The sequence below is a fragment of the Bacillus sp. VA15 genome (genome assembly GCF_055721145.1).
Genome location: NZ_JBVQPQ010000003.1, coordinates 118,510 through 134,139 on the forward strand (window position 1 = coordinate 118,510; position 15,630 = coordinate 134,139).

Sequence of the window (15,630 nt, forward strand, 5' to 3'; positions counted from 1 at the left end):
TCCTAATCTAATCGAGTTAATAAATAAAATTGGTATCTGGCTTTCTCTAAGTCTCTTTGTGTTAGCAGCACGTTTTCGGGATATCGTTCATACAGAGAGAAACAGATTGCTTTTTGATATTTCATATGTCTGAAAGTCTTTCGGTTTTGTTCAATCTTGATGCCTAATAATTTTTGAAGAAACTGTGCCGTTGATTTATGCCCAATAAAACTTTTGTATCGTCCGTCATAATGTCTCAACCATTGTTTAACTTCGTCCAATGTGATTTTTTCAGCTTTATAAAAGCCTGGACTCGTGACAACAAGAGAGTTTAAGAAAGCTATTTCCATGTACGATTCAACCCCTTTTACAAATATTTTTCTTCCGCATATGCGACGGCTTTTTTCTCAACTGTTTTCAGAGCACCTTGCCATTCTTCGAATAAGCATTCAATCGAAATTTTGGAGGTGCGGCCATAGTAATCTTTAAATAAGCATTGACCTTGGAACATGGATTCCATCATTTTTTTGTTTTCTTTAGTGACCTCCATATTCATCCACTTCAACACTTCTTCACGTTCGTTTGGTTCGTCAAAGGCAAAGGCAACACCGAAGTTTCCGGAATCTTCTTCTTTCAAAGCGTCTTTTGTGGATTGGGAAATGAAGTATTCCGCATTGTTGTATGAACGACCAATCCGGCGCATTTGTCTTTCTACTTTTTTTCCTTGTTGGGAAGTGGTGAATATCCATGCTTCATCTATAAATTCAACAGTTTGTTCATCTTGATTCATACCGAATAGTTCGCAGAACTTACCAAGCGCAAACATGACGGCACTAGACTTTAATTGTGATATGGTGTAGTTTTCAAGTCGCTCAGCATGATCAGGCAAATCCATATTTTCAACCTCTAAAATGGTGATTCGTTTTTCAAGTGACAATGCAGGGTTTGAACCATCATGAATACAAAGTTTCAAAATGGAATCTGACACAACCTCATTTAAATAGTCGCCAGCTTTTTGTACAGCTTCTTCCGGATGGTTCTGCATCCTCCGAATAATATCAAGTGAGCCGACCTGTTCGCCTTTTTGCTTCAACTCAATTACTTCTGACGTAGCACGAAGGAAAGCTGTGTTCACATCGTCTTTCCCTTTAAAGTCATATACTTGTTCAAAAATGACTTGAACTAGCTCTTTTGCTTTCATAGGAGGGAGGAAAGAAACAGGATCAAGCGCTCCCCAGTTGTGCGTATTTTCATGATCTAGCGTGATATAGTTGTATTTCTCTAAATGTGCAATATATAAGGGAAAATTCTCTCGAATGTACTCATCATTCAAGACTCTTTGAATCCACTTTCTCATTTCTTTTTTAGGGTCTATATACAGAGATTTGATGTTTAACATGCTGATATAGTTAAAGATCAATTTCGCCAGATATGACTTGCCGTTTCCTGTGTCTCCTGTGATTAAGCAGTGGGGAGAACGTGTCTTTGAACCTTTTAACTGTTGATTCGCTAAGAAAGGGTGGAATAAGACAAAATCACGGCTGGACATAATGGCACTTTCTAAGTATGTGTGCTCTTGAAAACGATCAACCCAACCAAGAAAGAATCCAATTTTCGAACCAATATCAGAGTTAACAGCGAAAAGACCTTCTGCAACTCCATCTTGTGTCGTTTTTTGAATCCAGTTCTTATCGGTTATATCTAACTTTTCACCAGGGAGCATTTTATAAAAAAGGTTTAGTTGATCAGCCACCGGAAGTCGGCATGTAATGCCAGCGCCTTTTAAATGCCTTTTGACAATCGTTGCTTTCCCCACACATTCTTTTTTTGTCTTTCCATGAACGACTATCACAGACAGCCAGTTCATCACGTGCACATCTTCTTTCTTTATTTCATCTTGTAAATGCCTTATCATTGTGGCACTTGTGACAGTAGAAACATCACTTCGATCGCCTGTGCTTTGTTGTTCTTTTTGTTCTTCTTTCAATTGCTGTCTTTTGAGGTTGAGGGCAGGCTTGGTAATGGACTTTGATTCCGTTTGAATTTTCATCTGTACTTCAACAGGGAAGGGAAGAGCCTGCGCTTCATAAAACAAATCACTTTCCGACATATTGTGAAGAAATTCGTCAATCACGACAAAAGCTGAATAGCCTTCATCTTGGTCACTATGCAGATGTAAAACGGATGGGTCAGTGGGGTCTATGATCGTGTTTGTAATAGAGCGAACATCCTTTATCTCACTTTCTTCATTCGTTTGGTGCTTTAACCCACGTACAAAGTGATAACGGTTAATGTATGTCATTTCGGATTCTGAAAGCCGTTCTCCGCGAACAGAAGCCATGATATTGGCTAATGTTTCTTCAACTTCTTCATATTTTTCAAAATAAGAGGTGGAAACATTTTGTTCCCACCCGAGCATTTTCACAACTGTATCAGTCGCCGTATTGAAAAAAGATAGTATATTGTCTTTAAGTTCCACACTAATATTGACAAGACTGCTTTTCAGTTTTACACCTAAAATGAAATCATACTTTGTCAGCCTTCCTAATCGCTGTTCTAACAGCCTTACGGTTTCTTCATTGTAGTAACGTGCCACATCCATTGCATCTGCCGCAATATCTGTTTCTAAATCCTTAAATCGTTTTTCTAATTCATACTCACTTGGATACATCATCAAGTGAAAATCCTCATAAGATGTAATTTCTTCAAAAAGATGCTGCCATTTCTTTTTGTACGACTCAACTTTTTCTTTATTTTGCATAGGAATCGAATTGCTCTTTATTCGGTAGTACGCCCACACGTCGCCCGTTCTTGTTAACAGCAAATTCTTGTGTATTGCCTTCATAGGCGTTTTTAGTCTCATTTGAATAATCCACCACCTTCACAAGTTTTCGAAACTCAATTTGTTTTTCATTACTTAAATCAACCTTTCGGTCATTGCAAAACTTCTTTTGTGGAAGCTTAATGAAGAAGTAATACTTTGCAAAATCAAAGAAGTATAAATAGATGTTTTTGCCTTCCGGCTTTATTTTCGTTACAAGCATCGTTAAAAAAAATGGTATCCCAAAAATCACGATGACGTAACTGTTATCAAAAGCGTGAGGGAAAATCATCCTCACGCCGTACCAGAATCCAAAGCATAGACTAACAAAAATGAAATAGTTAATAGCCGGTATTAACTCAACTGCAAAGGGTAACGAATAATTTTCGGTTAATTGCTGAATTTTTTTCGGCTCTCTCATTGCCTTCCGGTAGTTGAACACCAGACGCCCCATTCATATGCCCCCTTACAATTTTTCCATTAGCGCATTGATCCAGCCGGAGAATTCTGACCAGTGTTTAATAACCCACGTCACCGCACTACCAATACAGCAAACAAAGATAATGCCGCCCATTTTTAATTTCATAAGATTCTTTGCGGCTATGAACATGACCACAATCGTAATGAATTGGATAACAACATCTGATGCCCAACCTTTTACCCCTCCAAGTGTTGGAAGGTCTGCGCCAAGAATAAAGAAATTCATGAAATCCATATTTTAAACCTCCTATTGATGTTTGAGTTTATTTACATAAAACTGACCGCTGTTTTCCGTAATCTCTAAACTAAATTTTTCATTTACCGGAATATCATTTTCTTTTTCCTTAAATAGAACAGCACAAAAAACCTCGAAACCTTTTTTCGTCTCGAAGATTTTCATTGACTGCACTTCTCCAAATAACAAGTTTCCTTCCAACGCTTCCGGCTTTTTCATCATATAAACCATTTCTTCTTTCTTTTCAGAAGCGTATTTCTCAAAGAAAGTATGAAGGAATGATTCGATAGATTCTTTTTTCTCGCCTGCATATTCGTCTCTAGTCTCTTCTTTACTCTCAGAAGCAATATTGCCTTTCAGATCATAAATCTGTGTAAAGTAAGGGACAGCAGACACCGCAAAGGAATCACCTTTATTTGTGACTGGAATATTCAGCAACATTTGTTTTTCAGATTTCTCGTTTGTTTTAACCTTTTCTTTCACCTTCTTTTTCTTCTTTCCGTCTTTAACTTCTTTTTCAACTTCCTTTTCTACAGGGTATAGATTTTCATATGTGACCTTATATTGAAAAAGGCTGTTTTTATCACCTTCTTTCACGTTATATAAGCTGTAACCCTTTAACTCTCGATCACCTTTTAAGCCATCTACATTAAAGCGATCTTCATCCTCAAAATGGTTATCTTCATGTTTCACCATGTAGCTTTCAAGGCTCTGCATACGTTTTTCAATAGATTCTTGATCGTTCTTCACATTCACATATTCATTGATGAACCCTGACAAAAAGTTTTCAGCAGCAGTCACCGAAATTTTTTGTTTATCGTCATTTGTTGGCTTACTCGCTTCGTCTTTCATGTCATTAAGTTGGGAGCGAGTATTAATTGACAGAAGAACAGCAAGCAGACAGATAAACAGCAAGCCCCCTACACAAGACCATAATGTGACGGCTATCAGCTTTGACCTGTCACGAGGAACTTTCTGTCTGTCTTTTTCCGGTCTTTCAATTCGTTTCAGTTTTTGAAAGGCCGACCGAAAAAAGGATTCTTCCTTCTTATCAGAGCCAATTTCTTTATTGAGCAACTTTTTCACACTCCTTCTGTTCAATTTGTTTCGTTCTTTCCAAGAAAGATAAAAAGGATGCTACACGATGTAACACCCTTTTTATGCTTTGATTCTCAATATAAACTTTTAAGCTAGTCATTCGACCGTCCGGCAAATATCTTGTTTTATAGAATGTGTAACGATATTCAGCAAATCCTTTTACTCGTTCGCCCTCGACAATCAACATACAATCTCTGCTTAAACTTCTTACAAAGACTAAAGAAGGAATACCAACATTAAAGCCCATTCTTTTGAAGTGATTATCTACTGCTGACATCTAACCACCTCATTTTGGAAAGCTATCATACGACCTCAATATTTCAAACTCAACATTAACTTCCTCTGTTTCTTCCTCTTTATCTTCACTTTCAGGAATGAAAAAGACAGCAGATACAAAACGTATAATATCATCCTTTAAAGGAGATTCAGATTCAAGTAAAATCCTTTGGCCTTGCTCATAATAAGGTACTGTTTCTAGCAATTTTTCAATAAATGTCTCAGCTAATCGTAATAAACCGACCTTCTCTAACTCACTTTCTAAATATGCACGATTTAACAAATTTACGTTTAACATTTAAACACCTCTTTTTAAATTTCTTGGGCTTTGCCCAAACCCACCAACGTATGCACGTTGGATTGCTAATAATCTAACCCCCTATTCCCCCAAATCATTGGGGGACTCCCTCGCCGGTAGGCAAGAACAAACGGTTGTTTGTTCAATGCCAAGAGGGTTTTGGTGGCGCTGAATCTGTCAACTCCTTATCCTCACTTCGTTCCGGTACCGTTGACACATACGTTTAATCGCATCACCTGTGTTTATAAAGGTTTAGCAGCTTGTTTTTAAATGACCATGTCAGTAACATCAGCAAGAAACACATCTAACATTTTTTGGTGTTTGTCTGCCAGTTCAGCTTCTGCAATCATATCTGATAGATCGGTTTTCCCTAAATGTTCATCAGCTTCAAGTACCATTTTCATAGTAGGAGCACAAGAGTTACGAAGCCAGTTTCTTGATTTCTGATAGAAGTCTTTTTGTGGTTTGACGTACAAAGGAAGTCTTCCAACATCACCTATAAAATCAGACCAAAAAAGGCTCGTTTTCCAATGCTCTCTAGTGATGTTTTCATCAGCATCAACGAACCTTACATAATTATTAATGATTTGCATAGCGATTAAGGTTAAATCCTTTGTTTTCAATAAAGCATCTATGGCAACTTGTGCACGTTCATTTTTAAGTCGCAGTTCATAACGATTCCAATCGCCTAGTTCTTCCAACGGAATGTTATACTTTTCTGCTTGTTCATAGTTTTTTTCGTAAAAGCAAAGGTACGCCTCTGACTTTTTAGAACCAAAATATATTGTCGTTCCACCTGTAATGCCATCAGATAGATCAAAGGAGCCATTGAAATCCGATTTTCTAAACCGTGAAATACATTCGCCCTTTTGGGCTTTTTTCAACAGTTCTGGTATAGAAAAGTATGTCTTTTTGTCATCAATCGCCAAATCAAAGCGAGTAAATGAACCGCCTTGCGCCATGCAATCTTGAAAGAAGTCGTACCATGTTTTCTTCCGGCATTCCAAGAACGATTCAAACTGACGGCAACCTTGACCGGACATTTCTATCAAAACACCTCTGTTATCATCTGGCGCAGAATAAAAGACTTTGATATAGTCCAGTTCGTACGTGCCAACGTAGCCATAGAAACCAGATTGTTTCTCAGTCATAAAGTCTTTGCTAAGGTGAAGAACCTCTTCAATAATTCGGTCAACATCATGAGTTTTAAAAGAGGCTCGAATATAGTCAACCATTGATACCAAAGGACTTTCAATGGTTTCATTTTCTTCTTTTACGATTACTACCCCCCTGTTAGCGTGGGGGGGTTGTTTTAGCTCATCCATTCGCTTCGCTCACTCCTTCGCCGCTGGCCGTCTGGTCGCTTACGCTGCCGCTGGCGACTGCCGTCGCCTGCGCTCCCTCGACTCCAACCAGCGCATTTTTAATAGATGACATAAAATCATATCCTTTCGGCACAATAGGACTATAAAATTCCAACACTGAACCTGTGCCGACATTGGCATATCCTCGCCCTGTCTCTTTTTTATTCACATATGCTTTATCAACATCGCCAAACATCATCCCATAACCCGTATCGGACATTAAACCTAATGACACACGGAAGCTAAACTGATCACGAATACCGTCAGCTAAATATTTTGCATCTGGACGTTGTGCGCCTAAAACAAGAAAGTAACCCGCCTGTCTCCCCTTCATGACTAACTGTTTCATGTAAGAAAGGGCTTCATTTCTTTCTTTCATATCTAAAAAATCCATAAACGCCACATATTCATCAAAGAAGATAAACACAGGCTTTAAGCCTAAATAGGCATAGTTTTCACCTGTCTTATAGTTGGGCATCTGTTTCATTTCATCCATTCGTTCCATCATGCCATCTACAGACTTTCTTAGGCACATGAGAATGCCGTTCTTTTGGGAATATACCTTTTTCGGAAGCACTTCTTCCAAGTCTGCTAAATCTGCATTCTTAGGGTCCAATATTCTTACATCTGCCCCAAGTCCAACACACGCCTTGATAATCGTTAGCATGAAATATGTTTTTCCTCCACCTGTACCGCCAGAAATTAACATGTGCGGCAACTTATCAAATTGCCATGAAATATGCTTCATTAACGGAAGGACTCCATTCTCAGCTACTGCATCATCAATGGAAATACGATTCTTTTTCACATCATAAAGAAGCTTAAAGCAAACAAAACCTTCTTCCATTTGCTTATCAACCAAGTCACAAAATAAGCCGTTTTCCAAATCCTTTCCTAAGTCTAGGAAGCGATTCTGAAAACGGCTCATGTCCATAGCAATACGAATATAAATGTGATTGTTTTTAACCTGGTAATACATTCTAGGAAAGTATGTGATCTTTTCTCTTGTGTCAGTTTCATTCGAAAAGAGTTTTCTTACTTTCACATTATCTCTTTCGTAAAACTTATTCGAGAAAATCATTTTTGCAAGCTTTTGCCTGTGAAGGATTTTCTTATAGCTGTCAAAGAAAAGAAAGTAAGATGCAACTATACTTCCAACAGCAATTAACAGAGAGCCTAAAACACTTTTAATGATTAAAGGTACATTCCACTCAAAATGTTTTATAACACGGTTAAGATCAAAATGAACCAGTTGTTCTCTCCAAAAGATCAACATAGACAATAAAAAAACAGGCACAAATATAATCGCGCCTGCTAATTTTACGTTATTTCTCATGTACGGGCGGATTCGTTTGCCCCTGTATTTCCAAAATCTTTTGTTTAAGAAATCACTCATATATATCACCCGCCTGCCGATATGAGAGCATCACGTTATTTCTTTTCATTTCCACTAGTTACCGCGGGCTGGTTTTGAGGATACAGCAGACCCTGCGCCTTTTAATACCAGATCTTCTGCTTCAACAGTCCAGTTAACATTAGCAAAATTCCCATTTGCTCTAGCAGAAGCCATGATTTTCGGATTTTTCAATTCAACATCCTTAAAGAAATCAAATTCCTTTAAATCAACATAAGCAGGAATTGTCACTTCAATCTGCCCGCCTTGTACACTAGATCCCAAATTATATATCCTTGATTCCAATGTATCTGTTCTTTTACCATCTACATAGGCATAGCGCTCACGGTTTAAACCTAAAAATTTCAGTTCACCAAAAGTCATATTGATATCCGGTACAATAAAGTTTAAGTTCATATTTCATATCCCCATTTCATTTTTTATTATTTATTTTCAAAAGATCATTAAATTTCGATTTTATTTTTTTGGATTCGCTCCGGTTCTGTATCCATCTTGGCGCTTATCAGTTGCTAACGGCGTTATGCCCTCATGGCAACCTAGTAGGCTAATTATAGCCATCAAGCTGACTACAGCTATTCCGCACGCTTATTCTAGCCTGCTACAGCATTTAAAGTGATTGCTGTTCATCACTCAAATACTCACGCATGACATTTTTATAAAAGTGCCGTATAATAAAGGTGTCTAATCTTTACACGGCGTTCTTGATGATCATTCGTCAAGGCGCTTTTTTTGTCTATATGTAGTTTTCAAGGAACAAACACTCCTAGCGACATAAGTTATACAGATCATCGTTATACAAAGTAAACACTTGGTTATCCTTCTTACTCAATGGACGAGTAGACCAGATACACCACCAATTCCAGCCTTTTAACAGCCCAGATATTTCTTCATTAGCCTTCAAATAATTATCAGCATCAACAACAAATGTTTCACAAGTGGCATAATCTTTAAAGTGCTTCAAATCCCTATCAGCCTTTAAAGCTTCAACATCAGTGATGATTGTTGCATTCACCCTTATTTTCATCGCACCCCCCCTTTCAAAGAGTTTATAACGGCTCCCTATAGTGGTATATAGCGTCACACTATGGACGGTTGCCGCAGCTTTTCAATGTCTTTTCTTCCAATACCATAATGCTTACATATCCTGCGATACGAAACGCCTTTCCGCAGTAGTTCATTAACATTTTCATTTGTTAAAGGAAGGTTTAAATAATGATCTATGATGACCGAATTAAGAGCAATCTTCATTCTCGCTATCCAATCACCTTCCATTTGTTTGGCCAAAGGAATTGCTTTACGCATAAATGAATGAGTTTGGCTTAGGTTCATGATGATCATCCTGTTCCTGTCTTCTGCTTTTATAACAATAACGTTCTTCAAATTTTGCACGATTAACTTTACCTTGAATGACCATATAGCCGTCATTCTCCATTTCTTTATTAAGTGATCGAATTATTTCATATGCCTTTGCTTGCTTTACACCTAAAATATTTTGAATATCCTTTGCAGTCAGAAACTCATTCAAATTATCACCCCCAAAAAAATGCGTATAATCATTAACTACTTATATAATAAATGACTATACGCATAGTGTCAATACAAAAAATGCGAAATACGCATATTTTCTTTTAAAAAAATATGACTAGTTGTAATATAAAAATAAAAATGAGGTCTTGAAAATGAGTTTTGGTCATAAATTAAAAACTTTGAGAAAACAAAGAGGATTAACCCAAAAAGAATTAGCTGAAAAATTATTTTTAAGTCAAAGTTCCATAACAAGGTTTGAGAAAGACGAAATCCTACCTACAAGTGAAACATTAAGTAAGATTGCAAATTATTTTGATGTATCTATTGATTTCTTATTAGATAGACCTCAACCTCCACAAAAGAAAAACTCTAATCTAGAAAAAGCATTTAATGAAGCAATTGAGGAACTTAAAGACGAAGAAACACTTCTCTTTATGAAAAATGGTGATATTGACGAAGAAACAGCTGAATTAATAAAAAAAGCATTAAAGAATGGAGTCCGGTTTGTTAACGAAATGAAGCGCAAAGACAAATAATAAACATTGAAAGAGTGATGAACATTTACACTTCAAAAAGTATAAAACACAAAGCACAAGAAATTATTAAAAAAAATAAAACAAACAATGTAAGTATCATTTGTAACAATTTAAGAATTTTTCATTTAGAAAGTAACTTAGGCAACGTAAATGGCTTCCTTCAATACTGTGAAGAGGAAGATGAGTACATTATTCACATCAATGAAAATGCCAGTTACAGAAATTTTATTATTGCCCATGAACTTGGGCACTTTTTTCTCCACAAGAAATTGAATTCTTTTAAATTATCAAATTGTTCACTCATTTTGGAAGAAAAGTTAGAACATCAGGCCAACATATTCGCTTCTGAACTTTTGGTGACTGATAAAATGATTCAAGATGCAAATATCAATTTCAATGAATATACGTTAAACGACATTGCAACTTATTTTAAAGTCCCTACTTTTGTAATCAAACATAAAATTGAGCAACTGAAATTTTCTTCTTCAAGAGGTTTCAACGTTTTCGATAATAAACTAATAGCACAATTCTAAGGAGCAAAATAATGTCTATAAGGAAAACTAAAGATGGGAGATATAGAATCGACGTTAGTCTTGGTTTTGATCCAGTAACAGGAAAACGCAAAAGAAAAACAATGACCTTAAAAACGAAAAAGCATGCTGAAGAAATGTATCATGCAATAAAAAAAGCACACAGTGATGGTTTGCTAACAAGCCATAAGGAAGTCAGTTTCTCTACACTAGTAAGTATTTATTTGGAGCAATGTAAGCTTCACCATAAGCCTAATTATTATAATATTGAAAAATATACAATAGAAAAACATATCATACCTCATTTTGAAAATTGTATTGTCAAAAAAGTTACTCATAACGAAATTCAAGACTTTCAAAAGTCACTAATTGATAAAGGACTTGAAAACAAAACAATTAACAACACAATGATTATTCTCAGCAAAATTTTTGATATAGGTATCGTTGAGGATGTTTTAATCAAAAATCCATGTGCAAAGGTAAAAAATTTAAGTGTTGTAAAAAAACAGATGAAATTTTGGACTCCCGATCAGTTCAAAGAATTTATTAGTCTCATAGAAAAAGACGAATTTATTTTTAAAGTATTCTATACTACTGATTATCTGACAGGAATGCGCTTAGGAGAAATTTTAGCGCTTCAATGGAAAGATTTAGACAAGTTTAGAAGAGAAATCAATGTGTACAAAGCTTTAACATATATAAATCAAGAATATATAATTACACCTCCAAAAACTAAAAATTCTATTCGCCGTATAAGTATCAATTCAAAACTTATAACATTGCTTGATGAATGGAGACAACACCAGAAGGAAATCTTTGATGAATTAGGAATTCATCAATCAGAAGAAACTTATATGTTCCAATACAAAGACAGACCACCTACTAAAGATATTTTCAGCAGGAAAATAAAACAAATTTGTAAAAGAGGAAATGTTGAGCCTATCCGTTTCCATGATTTGAGGCATTCACATGTAGCCTTGCTTATCCATCAAGGGGAAGATTATTTAGTAATTAAAGAACGATTAGGGCATAGTTCCGTTTCTTTTACAATGAATACTTACGGACACCTTTTTCCTAATAAACAGAAAGAAACCGCCGACCGTTTGGATGACTTACTTTAAGTAACTGGTGAGTTTTGGTGAGCAAGTCTTCTCCCATAGCCGTATTTTCCTCACAAAAAAATAATACCAAAGGTGGTTAAACCCTTGGTATTATTGGGATGCGGCCGAGAGGACTTGAACCTCCACGGGTTATTCACCCACTAGGCCCTCAACCTAGCGCGTCTGCCATTCCGCCACGACCGCGTGATCATTAAATTGTGTTTGTGCTGGTTTAGTAGGCTCTTAAGCTAGTAAAACCAATTTGCGTGCACTTTGTAAATAAAGTGCGGGTGAAGGGACTCGAACCCCCACGTCGTAAGACACTAGATCCTAAGTCTAGCGCGTCTGCCAATTCCGCCACACCCGCAAAAAGACAAATGGTGAGCCATGAAGGACTCGAACCTTCGACCCTCTGATTAAAAGTCAGATGCTCTACCAACTGAGCTAATGGCTCTTACTATTAGATTTCAAAAAATAAAAATGGCTGGGCTAGCTGGATTCGAACCAACGCATGACGGAGTCAAAGTCCGTTGCCTTACCGCTTGGCTATAGCCCAACGAAAATGGAATGACCCGTACGGGATTCGAACCCGTGTTACCGCCGTGAAAGGGCGGTGTCTTAACCGCTTGACCAACGGGCCGATGGTTGAGAGCTTATATCGAAATCTTATGGCGGAGAAGGAGGGATTTGAACCCTCGCGCCGCTTACGCGACCTACACCCTTAGCAGGGGCGCCTCTTCAGCCACTTGAGTACTTCTCCAATATGGCTCCACAGGCAGGATTCGAACCTGCGACCGATCGGTTAACAGCCGATAGCTCTACCACTGAGCTACTGTGGAATAATGAGACAAGACTTATTATATCAGCCTTGATTTTCAGTGTCAAGAGGTAAATGTTTTTATTTATCTCACGTGACGACTTTTATAATGTAACATAGGCTTGCCATATCCGTCAACCTTTTTTACGAAAAAATTCTTTTTATTTTTCCGCGGCATTTTCCGCATCTGTATCTGTCAGGATTCATGGCACGCTTCTTTATATACTGTTGGCCGCACGCCGTACAGATATACATATAAGTTTTTTTGTTTTCTGTTTTTTTCTTAAGGGGTGTACAGAACCTTGGCGCGTTGACCTGCTGCAGCAACACTCGAAAATCTCTGTCTCTGTGCTTGTACCCCTTTCCTTCAAGGTGAAGATGATAATGGCAGAGCTCGTGCTTAATGATGCCGATCAGTTCCTCCCTGCCATGTTCAATCAGATATTTTCTGTTCAATTCAATGTTATGGGAGGTTAACAGGTACCTTCCGCCCGTGGTTTTAAGCCTGTCATTAAAAAGCGCCTGATGGCGGAACGGCTTGTTAAAATACGTTTCGGAAATATCCTCTGTCAGCTTTTGAAGCTCTTTGTTATCCATGGTGCACCTCACTTAAAAAACATTGAACGGGACAATTCACCGTTCGCATACAATATGGTAATCACCGTCCCTCATATGATAAAAGCTGAGGAGGAATGAGCCTATGCCAAATTGGCTTAAAAAACAGATGCAAAAAGCGTTCCTTGAAAAAGATAATTACCAAATTAAACTGCTGAATCAATGCTGGTATTTTTATAGGAAAAAACACTGCTCGTAAGCAGTGCTTTTATTTTACCATAGACAGCGATACTCTGCCTTTTTGTACATCTACGCCGTCAACCCAAACCGTTACAATATCGCCGACGGATACGACATCAAGAGGATGCTTGACGAATTGATTGCTGAGTTTTGAGATATGCACAAGCCCGTCTTGTTTGACTCCGATATCAACAAACGCTCCGAAGTCCACTACATTGCGCACGGTGCCCTGCAGCTCCATTCCCTCTTTCAAATCTTCCAGCTGAAGGACGTCTGTTTTCAGCAAAGGCTTAGGCACCTCATCGCGAGGATCGCGTTCCGGCCTTGTCAGCTGTTCACAAATATCTTTCAGGGTGATTTCTCCGATTCCCAGCTCTTGTGCCGTTTCAGAAAGCGCCAGCTGATTGATTTTATCCTTCAATTCCGCCGTGCCGATTTGTTCTGTTGAAAGGCCGAGCTTTTTCAATAGTGCTTTTGTTTCTTTATAGCTTTCCGGGTGGATGCCTGTTCTGTCCAAAGGCTCTGTCCCTTCCTGCACTCTTAAGAAACCGATACATTGCTCATAGGTTTTCGCACCGAGTCTCGGGATGTCCTTCAGTTCTTTTCGATTCGAAAACTTACCGATTTCCTCACGTTTTTTGACAACGTTGCCTGCGACAGACTTCGATAATCCCGCTACATATTGAAGCAGCGCGGCGGATGCTGTGTTGACGTTTACTCCCACCTGGTTAACAACAGTTTCGACGACGAACCGCAGAGATTCATTTAAGCGTTTTTGGCTGACATCATGCTGGTACTGTCCGACACCAACAGATTTCGGATCGATTTTCACGAGTTCCGCCAGCGGATCTTGAAGTCTTCGCGCAATAGATACGGCACTGCGCTCTTCAACCTGAAGCTCAGGGAATTCTTCTCTGGCAAGCTCAGAAGCCGAATATACGCTTGCTCCCGCTTCATTAACGATCACATAATAAATTTTCCGCGGCATGTCCTTCAGTACATTGACGATGAATTGCTCTGTTTCTCTTGATGCCGTGCCGTTTCCAATCGCCACCATCTCGACTTGATGCTGCTCGAGAATCGCTTTGACTTTTTCATGGGCTTCTTTTGTTTTGTTGACCGGCGCATGCGGATAGATGACATCAATATTCAAGACTTTTCCGGTCTCATCTGATACAGCAAGCTTACAGCCAGTTCGGAACGCTGGGTCAACACCGAGAACGGTTTTGCCTTTCATCGGCGGCTGCAGAAGAAGCTTTCTCAAGTTCTCAGAAAAAATGTGAATTGCCTGTTCATCCGCTTTTTCTGACAGCTCTTTTCTGATTTCACGCTCTATTGCCGGCTGGATCAGCCTTTTATAGCTGTCTTCAATCGTTTCCTGCAAAATCTCTTTTACGGACGTTGATCGGTTTTTGATGATTTGTTTTTCTAAATACGCCTTAATGTGATCCGCAGGCGGTTCGATAGACACCTTTAAAATGTCTTCTTTTTCGCCGCGGTTCATCGCCAGCACCCTGTGCGGAACGACTTTTGCAATTGGCTCTTCATACTCGTAATACATTTCATACACATTTTTCTCGTCTGTGTCTGCCGATTTTCCGGCTGCAGACTTAATGCTTCCTCTTTTAAAGGTTTCCTGGCGAATCCACTTTCTGAAACTCGGCTCGTCTGAGATTTGTTCCGCAATAATATGCTTGGCGCCTTCAATCGCCTCTTCCCGTGTGAACACTTCTTTTTCTTCGCTGATGTATTGATCTGCGGTTTGTGCCAGACGGTTATCTCGCGGAAGTGTCAGGATATAGTCAGCAAGCGGCTCGAGGCCTTTGCTTTTTGCGACTGTCGCCTTTGTTTTGCGTTTTTGTTTATACGGGCGGTAAAGGTCTTCCACTTCCTGAAGCTTCACCGATTGCTCAATTTTTCGCTTTAAGTCATCTGTTAATTTATCCTGCTCTGCAATGAGCCGGATGACTTCTTCTTTTCGCTGATTCAGGTTTTGTATGTATTGCCAGCGTTCAGAAATCGTCTGAATCTGAACCTCATCCATTGACCCCGTCTGCTCTTTTCGGTACCGGGCGATAAACGGGACTGTGTTGCCGTCCTCAAGCAGGCGGATGACACTTTCAACGTATTTTTGTGACAAACCTATTTCTTTCGCAATTTGCTGTTTTAAAAGGGCTGACGTTTCCATGTAACCAAAGCCTCCAATTTTGTCGTTCTTTCTCTAGTGTATCAAAAACCGAAAAAAACACATAAAAAAAGACAGCTGGTGCTGCACGTCTTTATTCATTTTTCAAAAGAAGATTTCTGGCTGTTTTCAAACACACATCGCGCAAAAAAAGAAGCCGGATGTCCAGCTTCTT

At 38.5% G+C, this 15,630-nt stretch carries 19 protein-coding genes, 7 tRNA genes and 1 pseudogene; 4 read left to right on the top strand and 23 right to left on the bottom strand.

Going from position 1 to position 15,630, the window contains the following annotated elements:
• Positions 1–2: 2 nt before the first annotated feature.
• The 14 genes and pseudogenes from AC0DBE_RS10340 to xis all read right to left on the bottom strand — a co-directional run bounded on the left by AC0DBE_RS10340 (position 3) and on the right by xis (position 9,490).
• Entirely contained in the window at positions 3–329 is a 327-nt protein-coding gene (locus AC0DBE_RS10340; protein ID WP_095292607.1) for a YddF family protein, read from the bottom strand.
• Positions 330–346: 17 nt separating this feature from the next.
• Positions 347–2,842, bottom strand: a complete 2,496-nt coding sequence (gene conE / locus AC0DBE_RS10345) for a VirB4-like ATPase ConE (RefSeq protein ID WP_472962040.1) — start codon at positions 2,840–2,842, stop codon at positions 347–349.
• On the bottom strand, positions 2,730–3,254 hold the full coding sequence (locus AC0DBE_RS10350) for a conjugal transfer protein (RefSeq protein WP_326225892.1): 525 nt from the start codon (positions 3,252–3,254) through the stop codon (positions 2,730–2,732). The genes conE and AC0DBE_RS10350 overlap by 113 nt, the downstream gene beginning before the upstream one ends.
• Before the next feature lie 12 nt (positions 3,255–3,266).
• On the bottom strand, positions 3,267–3,515 hold the full coding sequence (gene conC / locus AC0DBE_RS10355) for a transposon conjugation system subunit ConC (protein WP_003328173.1): 249 nt from the start codon (positions 3,513–3,515) through the stop codon (positions 3,267–3,269).
• Between the two features lie 12 nt (positions 3,516–3,527).
• Positions 3,528–4,592, bottom strand: coding sequence for a conjugal transfer protein (locus AC0DBE_RS10360; protein ID WP_326225891.1), 1,065 nt, complete (start codon positions 4,590–4,592; stop codon positions 3,528–3,530).
• Positions 4,582–4,890 (bottom strand): hypothetical protein, encoded by a 309-nt coding sequence (locus AC0DBE_RS10365; RefSeq protein WP_072183617.1) that lies wholly within the window; start codon positions 4,888–4,890, stop codon positions 4,582–4,584. Before AC0DBE_RS10365 ends, AC0DBE_RS10360 begins: the two co-directional genes overlap by 11 nt.
• Positions 4,891–4,899: 9 nt before the next feature.
• Positions 4,900–5,187, bottom strand: a complete 288-nt coding sequence (locus AC0DBE_RS10370; RefSeq protein ID WP_472962043.1) for a hypothetical protein — start codon at positions 5,185–5,187, stop codon at positions 4,900–4,902.
• Positions 5,188–5,453: 266 nt separating this feature from the next.
• The gene (gene nicK, locus AC0DBE_RS10375; protein WP_326225890.1) at positions 5,454–6,512 is read right to left on the bottom strand and encodes a DNA relaxase NicK; all 1,059 of its coding nucleotides are present in this window, start codon (positions 6,510–6,512) and stop codon (positions 5,454–5,456) included.
• Positions 6,505–7,947, bottom strand: coding sequence for a coupling conjugation protein ConQ (conQ, locus tag AC0DBE_RS10380; protein WP_044430172.1), 1,443 nt, complete (start codon positions 7,945–7,947; stop codon positions 6,505–6,507). The genes nicK and conQ overlap by 8 nt, the downstream gene beginning before the upstream one ends.
• Positions 7,948–8,001: 54 nt before the next feature.
• Complete coding sequence (locus AC0DBE_RS10385; RefSeq protein ID WP_472962047.1) at positions 8,002–8,361, bottom strand: YdcP family protein; 360 nt, start codon at positions 8,359–8,361, stop codon at positions 8,002–8,004.
• A 47-nt stretch (positions 8,362–8,408) separates the two neighbouring features.
• Positions 8,409–8,526 (bottom strand): annotated as a pseudogene (locus AC0DBE_RS10390) (hypothetical protein).
• Positions 8,527–8,728: 202 nt separating this feature from the next.
• Positions 8,729–8,989, bottom strand: a complete 261-nt coding sequence (locus AC0DBE_RS10395) for a hypothetical protein (RefSeq protein WP_095292588.1) — start codon at positions 8,987–8,989, stop codon at positions 8,729–8,731.
• Positions 8,990–9,042: 53 nt separating this feature from the next.
• Entirely contained in the window at positions 9,043–9,294 is a 252-nt protein-coding gene (locus AC0DBE_RS10400; protein WP_472962049.1) for a hypothetical protein, read from the bottom strand.
• Complete coding sequence (gene xis, locus AC0DBE_RS10405) at positions 9,260–9,490, bottom strand: ICEBs1 excisionase (protein WP_095292582.1); 231 nt, start codon at positions 9,488–9,490, stop codon at positions 9,260–9,262. The genes AC0DBE_RS10400 and xis overlap by 35 nt, the downstream gene beginning before the upstream one ends.
• A gap of 154 nt (positions 9,491–9,644) precedes the next feature.
• Between xis and AC0DBE_RS10410 the strand changes: the two genes are divergently transcribed.
• The 3 genes from AC0DBE_RS10410 to AC0DBE_RS10420 are packed head-to-tail and all read left to right on the top strand — an operon-like array spanning position 9,645 to position 11,679.
• Positions 9,645–10,028 carry a helix-turn-helix domain-containing protein gene (locus tag AC0DBE_RS10410; protein ID WP_003328156.1) on the top strand — a complete coding sequence of 128 codons (384 nt, stop codon included), beginning with the start codon at positions 9,645–9,647 and terminating at the stop codon, positions 10,026–10,028.
• A 17-nt stretch (positions 10,029–10,045) separates the two neighbouring features.
• The gene (locus AC0DBE_RS10415) at positions 10,046–10,561 is read left to right on the top strand and encodes an ImmA/IrrE family metallo-endopeptidase (RefSeq protein ID WP_084992052.1); all 516 of its coding nucleotides are present in this window, start codon (positions 10,046–10,048) and stop codon (positions 10,559–10,561) included.
• Between the two features lie 11 nt (positions 10,562–10,572).
• A complete protein-coding gene (locus tag AC0DBE_RS10420) occupies positions 10,573–11,679 on the top strand; it encodes a tyrosine-type recombinase/integrase (protein ID WP_095292579.1) in 1,107 nt (368 codons plus the stop codon).
• Positions 11,680–11,778: 99 nt separating this feature from the next.
• Here the strand turns inward: AC0DBE_RS10420 and AC0DBE_RS10425 are convergent.
• The 8 genes from AC0DBE_RS10425 to AC0DBE_RS10460 all read right to left on the bottom strand — a co-directional run bounded on the left by AC0DBE_RS10425 (position 11,779) and on the right by AC0DBE_RS10460 (position 13,072).
• Positions 11,779–11,862: transfer RNA gene (locus AC0DBE_RS10425), tRNA-Leu, on the bottom strand.
• Positions 11,863–11,943: 81 nt separating this feature from the next.
• A tRNA-Leu gene (locus AC0DBE_RS10430) sits at positions 11,944–12,025 on the bottom strand.
• A gap of 11 nt (positions 12,026–12,036) precedes the next feature.
• A tRNA-Lys gene (locus AC0DBE_RS10435) sits at positions 12,037–12,112 on the bottom strand.
• Between the two features lie 27 nt (positions 12,113–12,139).
• Positions 12,140–12,214 (bottom strand) — tRNA-Gln (locus AC0DBE_RS10440).
• Positions 12,215–12,226: 12 nt separating this feature from the next.
• Positions 12,227–12,298: transfer RNA gene (locus AC0DBE_RS10445), tRNA-Glu, on the bottom strand.
• 29 nt (positions 12,299–12,327) lie between these two features.
• Positions 12,328–12,418 (bottom strand) — tRNA-Ser (locus AC0DBE_RS10450).
• Positions 12,419–12,422: 4 nt separating this feature from the next.
• A tRNA-Asn gene (locus tag AC0DBE_RS10455) sits at positions 12,423–12,497 on the bottom strand.
• Positions 12,498–12,619: 122 nt separating this feature from the next.
• The gene (locus AC0DBE_RS10460; RefSeq protein WP_014112738.1) at positions 12,620–13,072 is read right to left on the bottom strand and encodes a SprT family protein; all 453 of its coding nucleotides are present in this window, start codon (positions 13,070–13,072) and stop codon (positions 12,620–12,622) included.
• A gap of 103 nt (positions 13,073–13,175) precedes the next feature.
• On the opposite strand from AC0DBE_RS10460, the gene cmpA reads away from it, so the two are divergent.
• Complete coding sequence (gene cmpA / locus AC0DBE_RS10465) at positions 13,176–13,289, top strand: cortex morphogenetic protein CmpA (RefSeq protein ID WP_003225207.1); 114 nt, start codon at positions 13,176–13,178, stop codon at positions 13,287–13,289.
• A 9-nt stretch (positions 13,290–13,298) separates the two neighbouring features.
• Here cmpA and AC0DBE_RS10470 read toward each other — a convergent pair whose 3' ends face one another.
• Positions 13,299–15,458 (bottom strand): Tex family protein, encoded by a 2,160-nt coding sequence (locus tag AC0DBE_RS10470; protein WP_072565779.1) that lies wholly within the window; start codon positions 15,456–15,458, stop codon positions 13,299–13,301.
• Between the last annotated feature and the right edge of the window lie 172 nt (positions 15,459–15,630).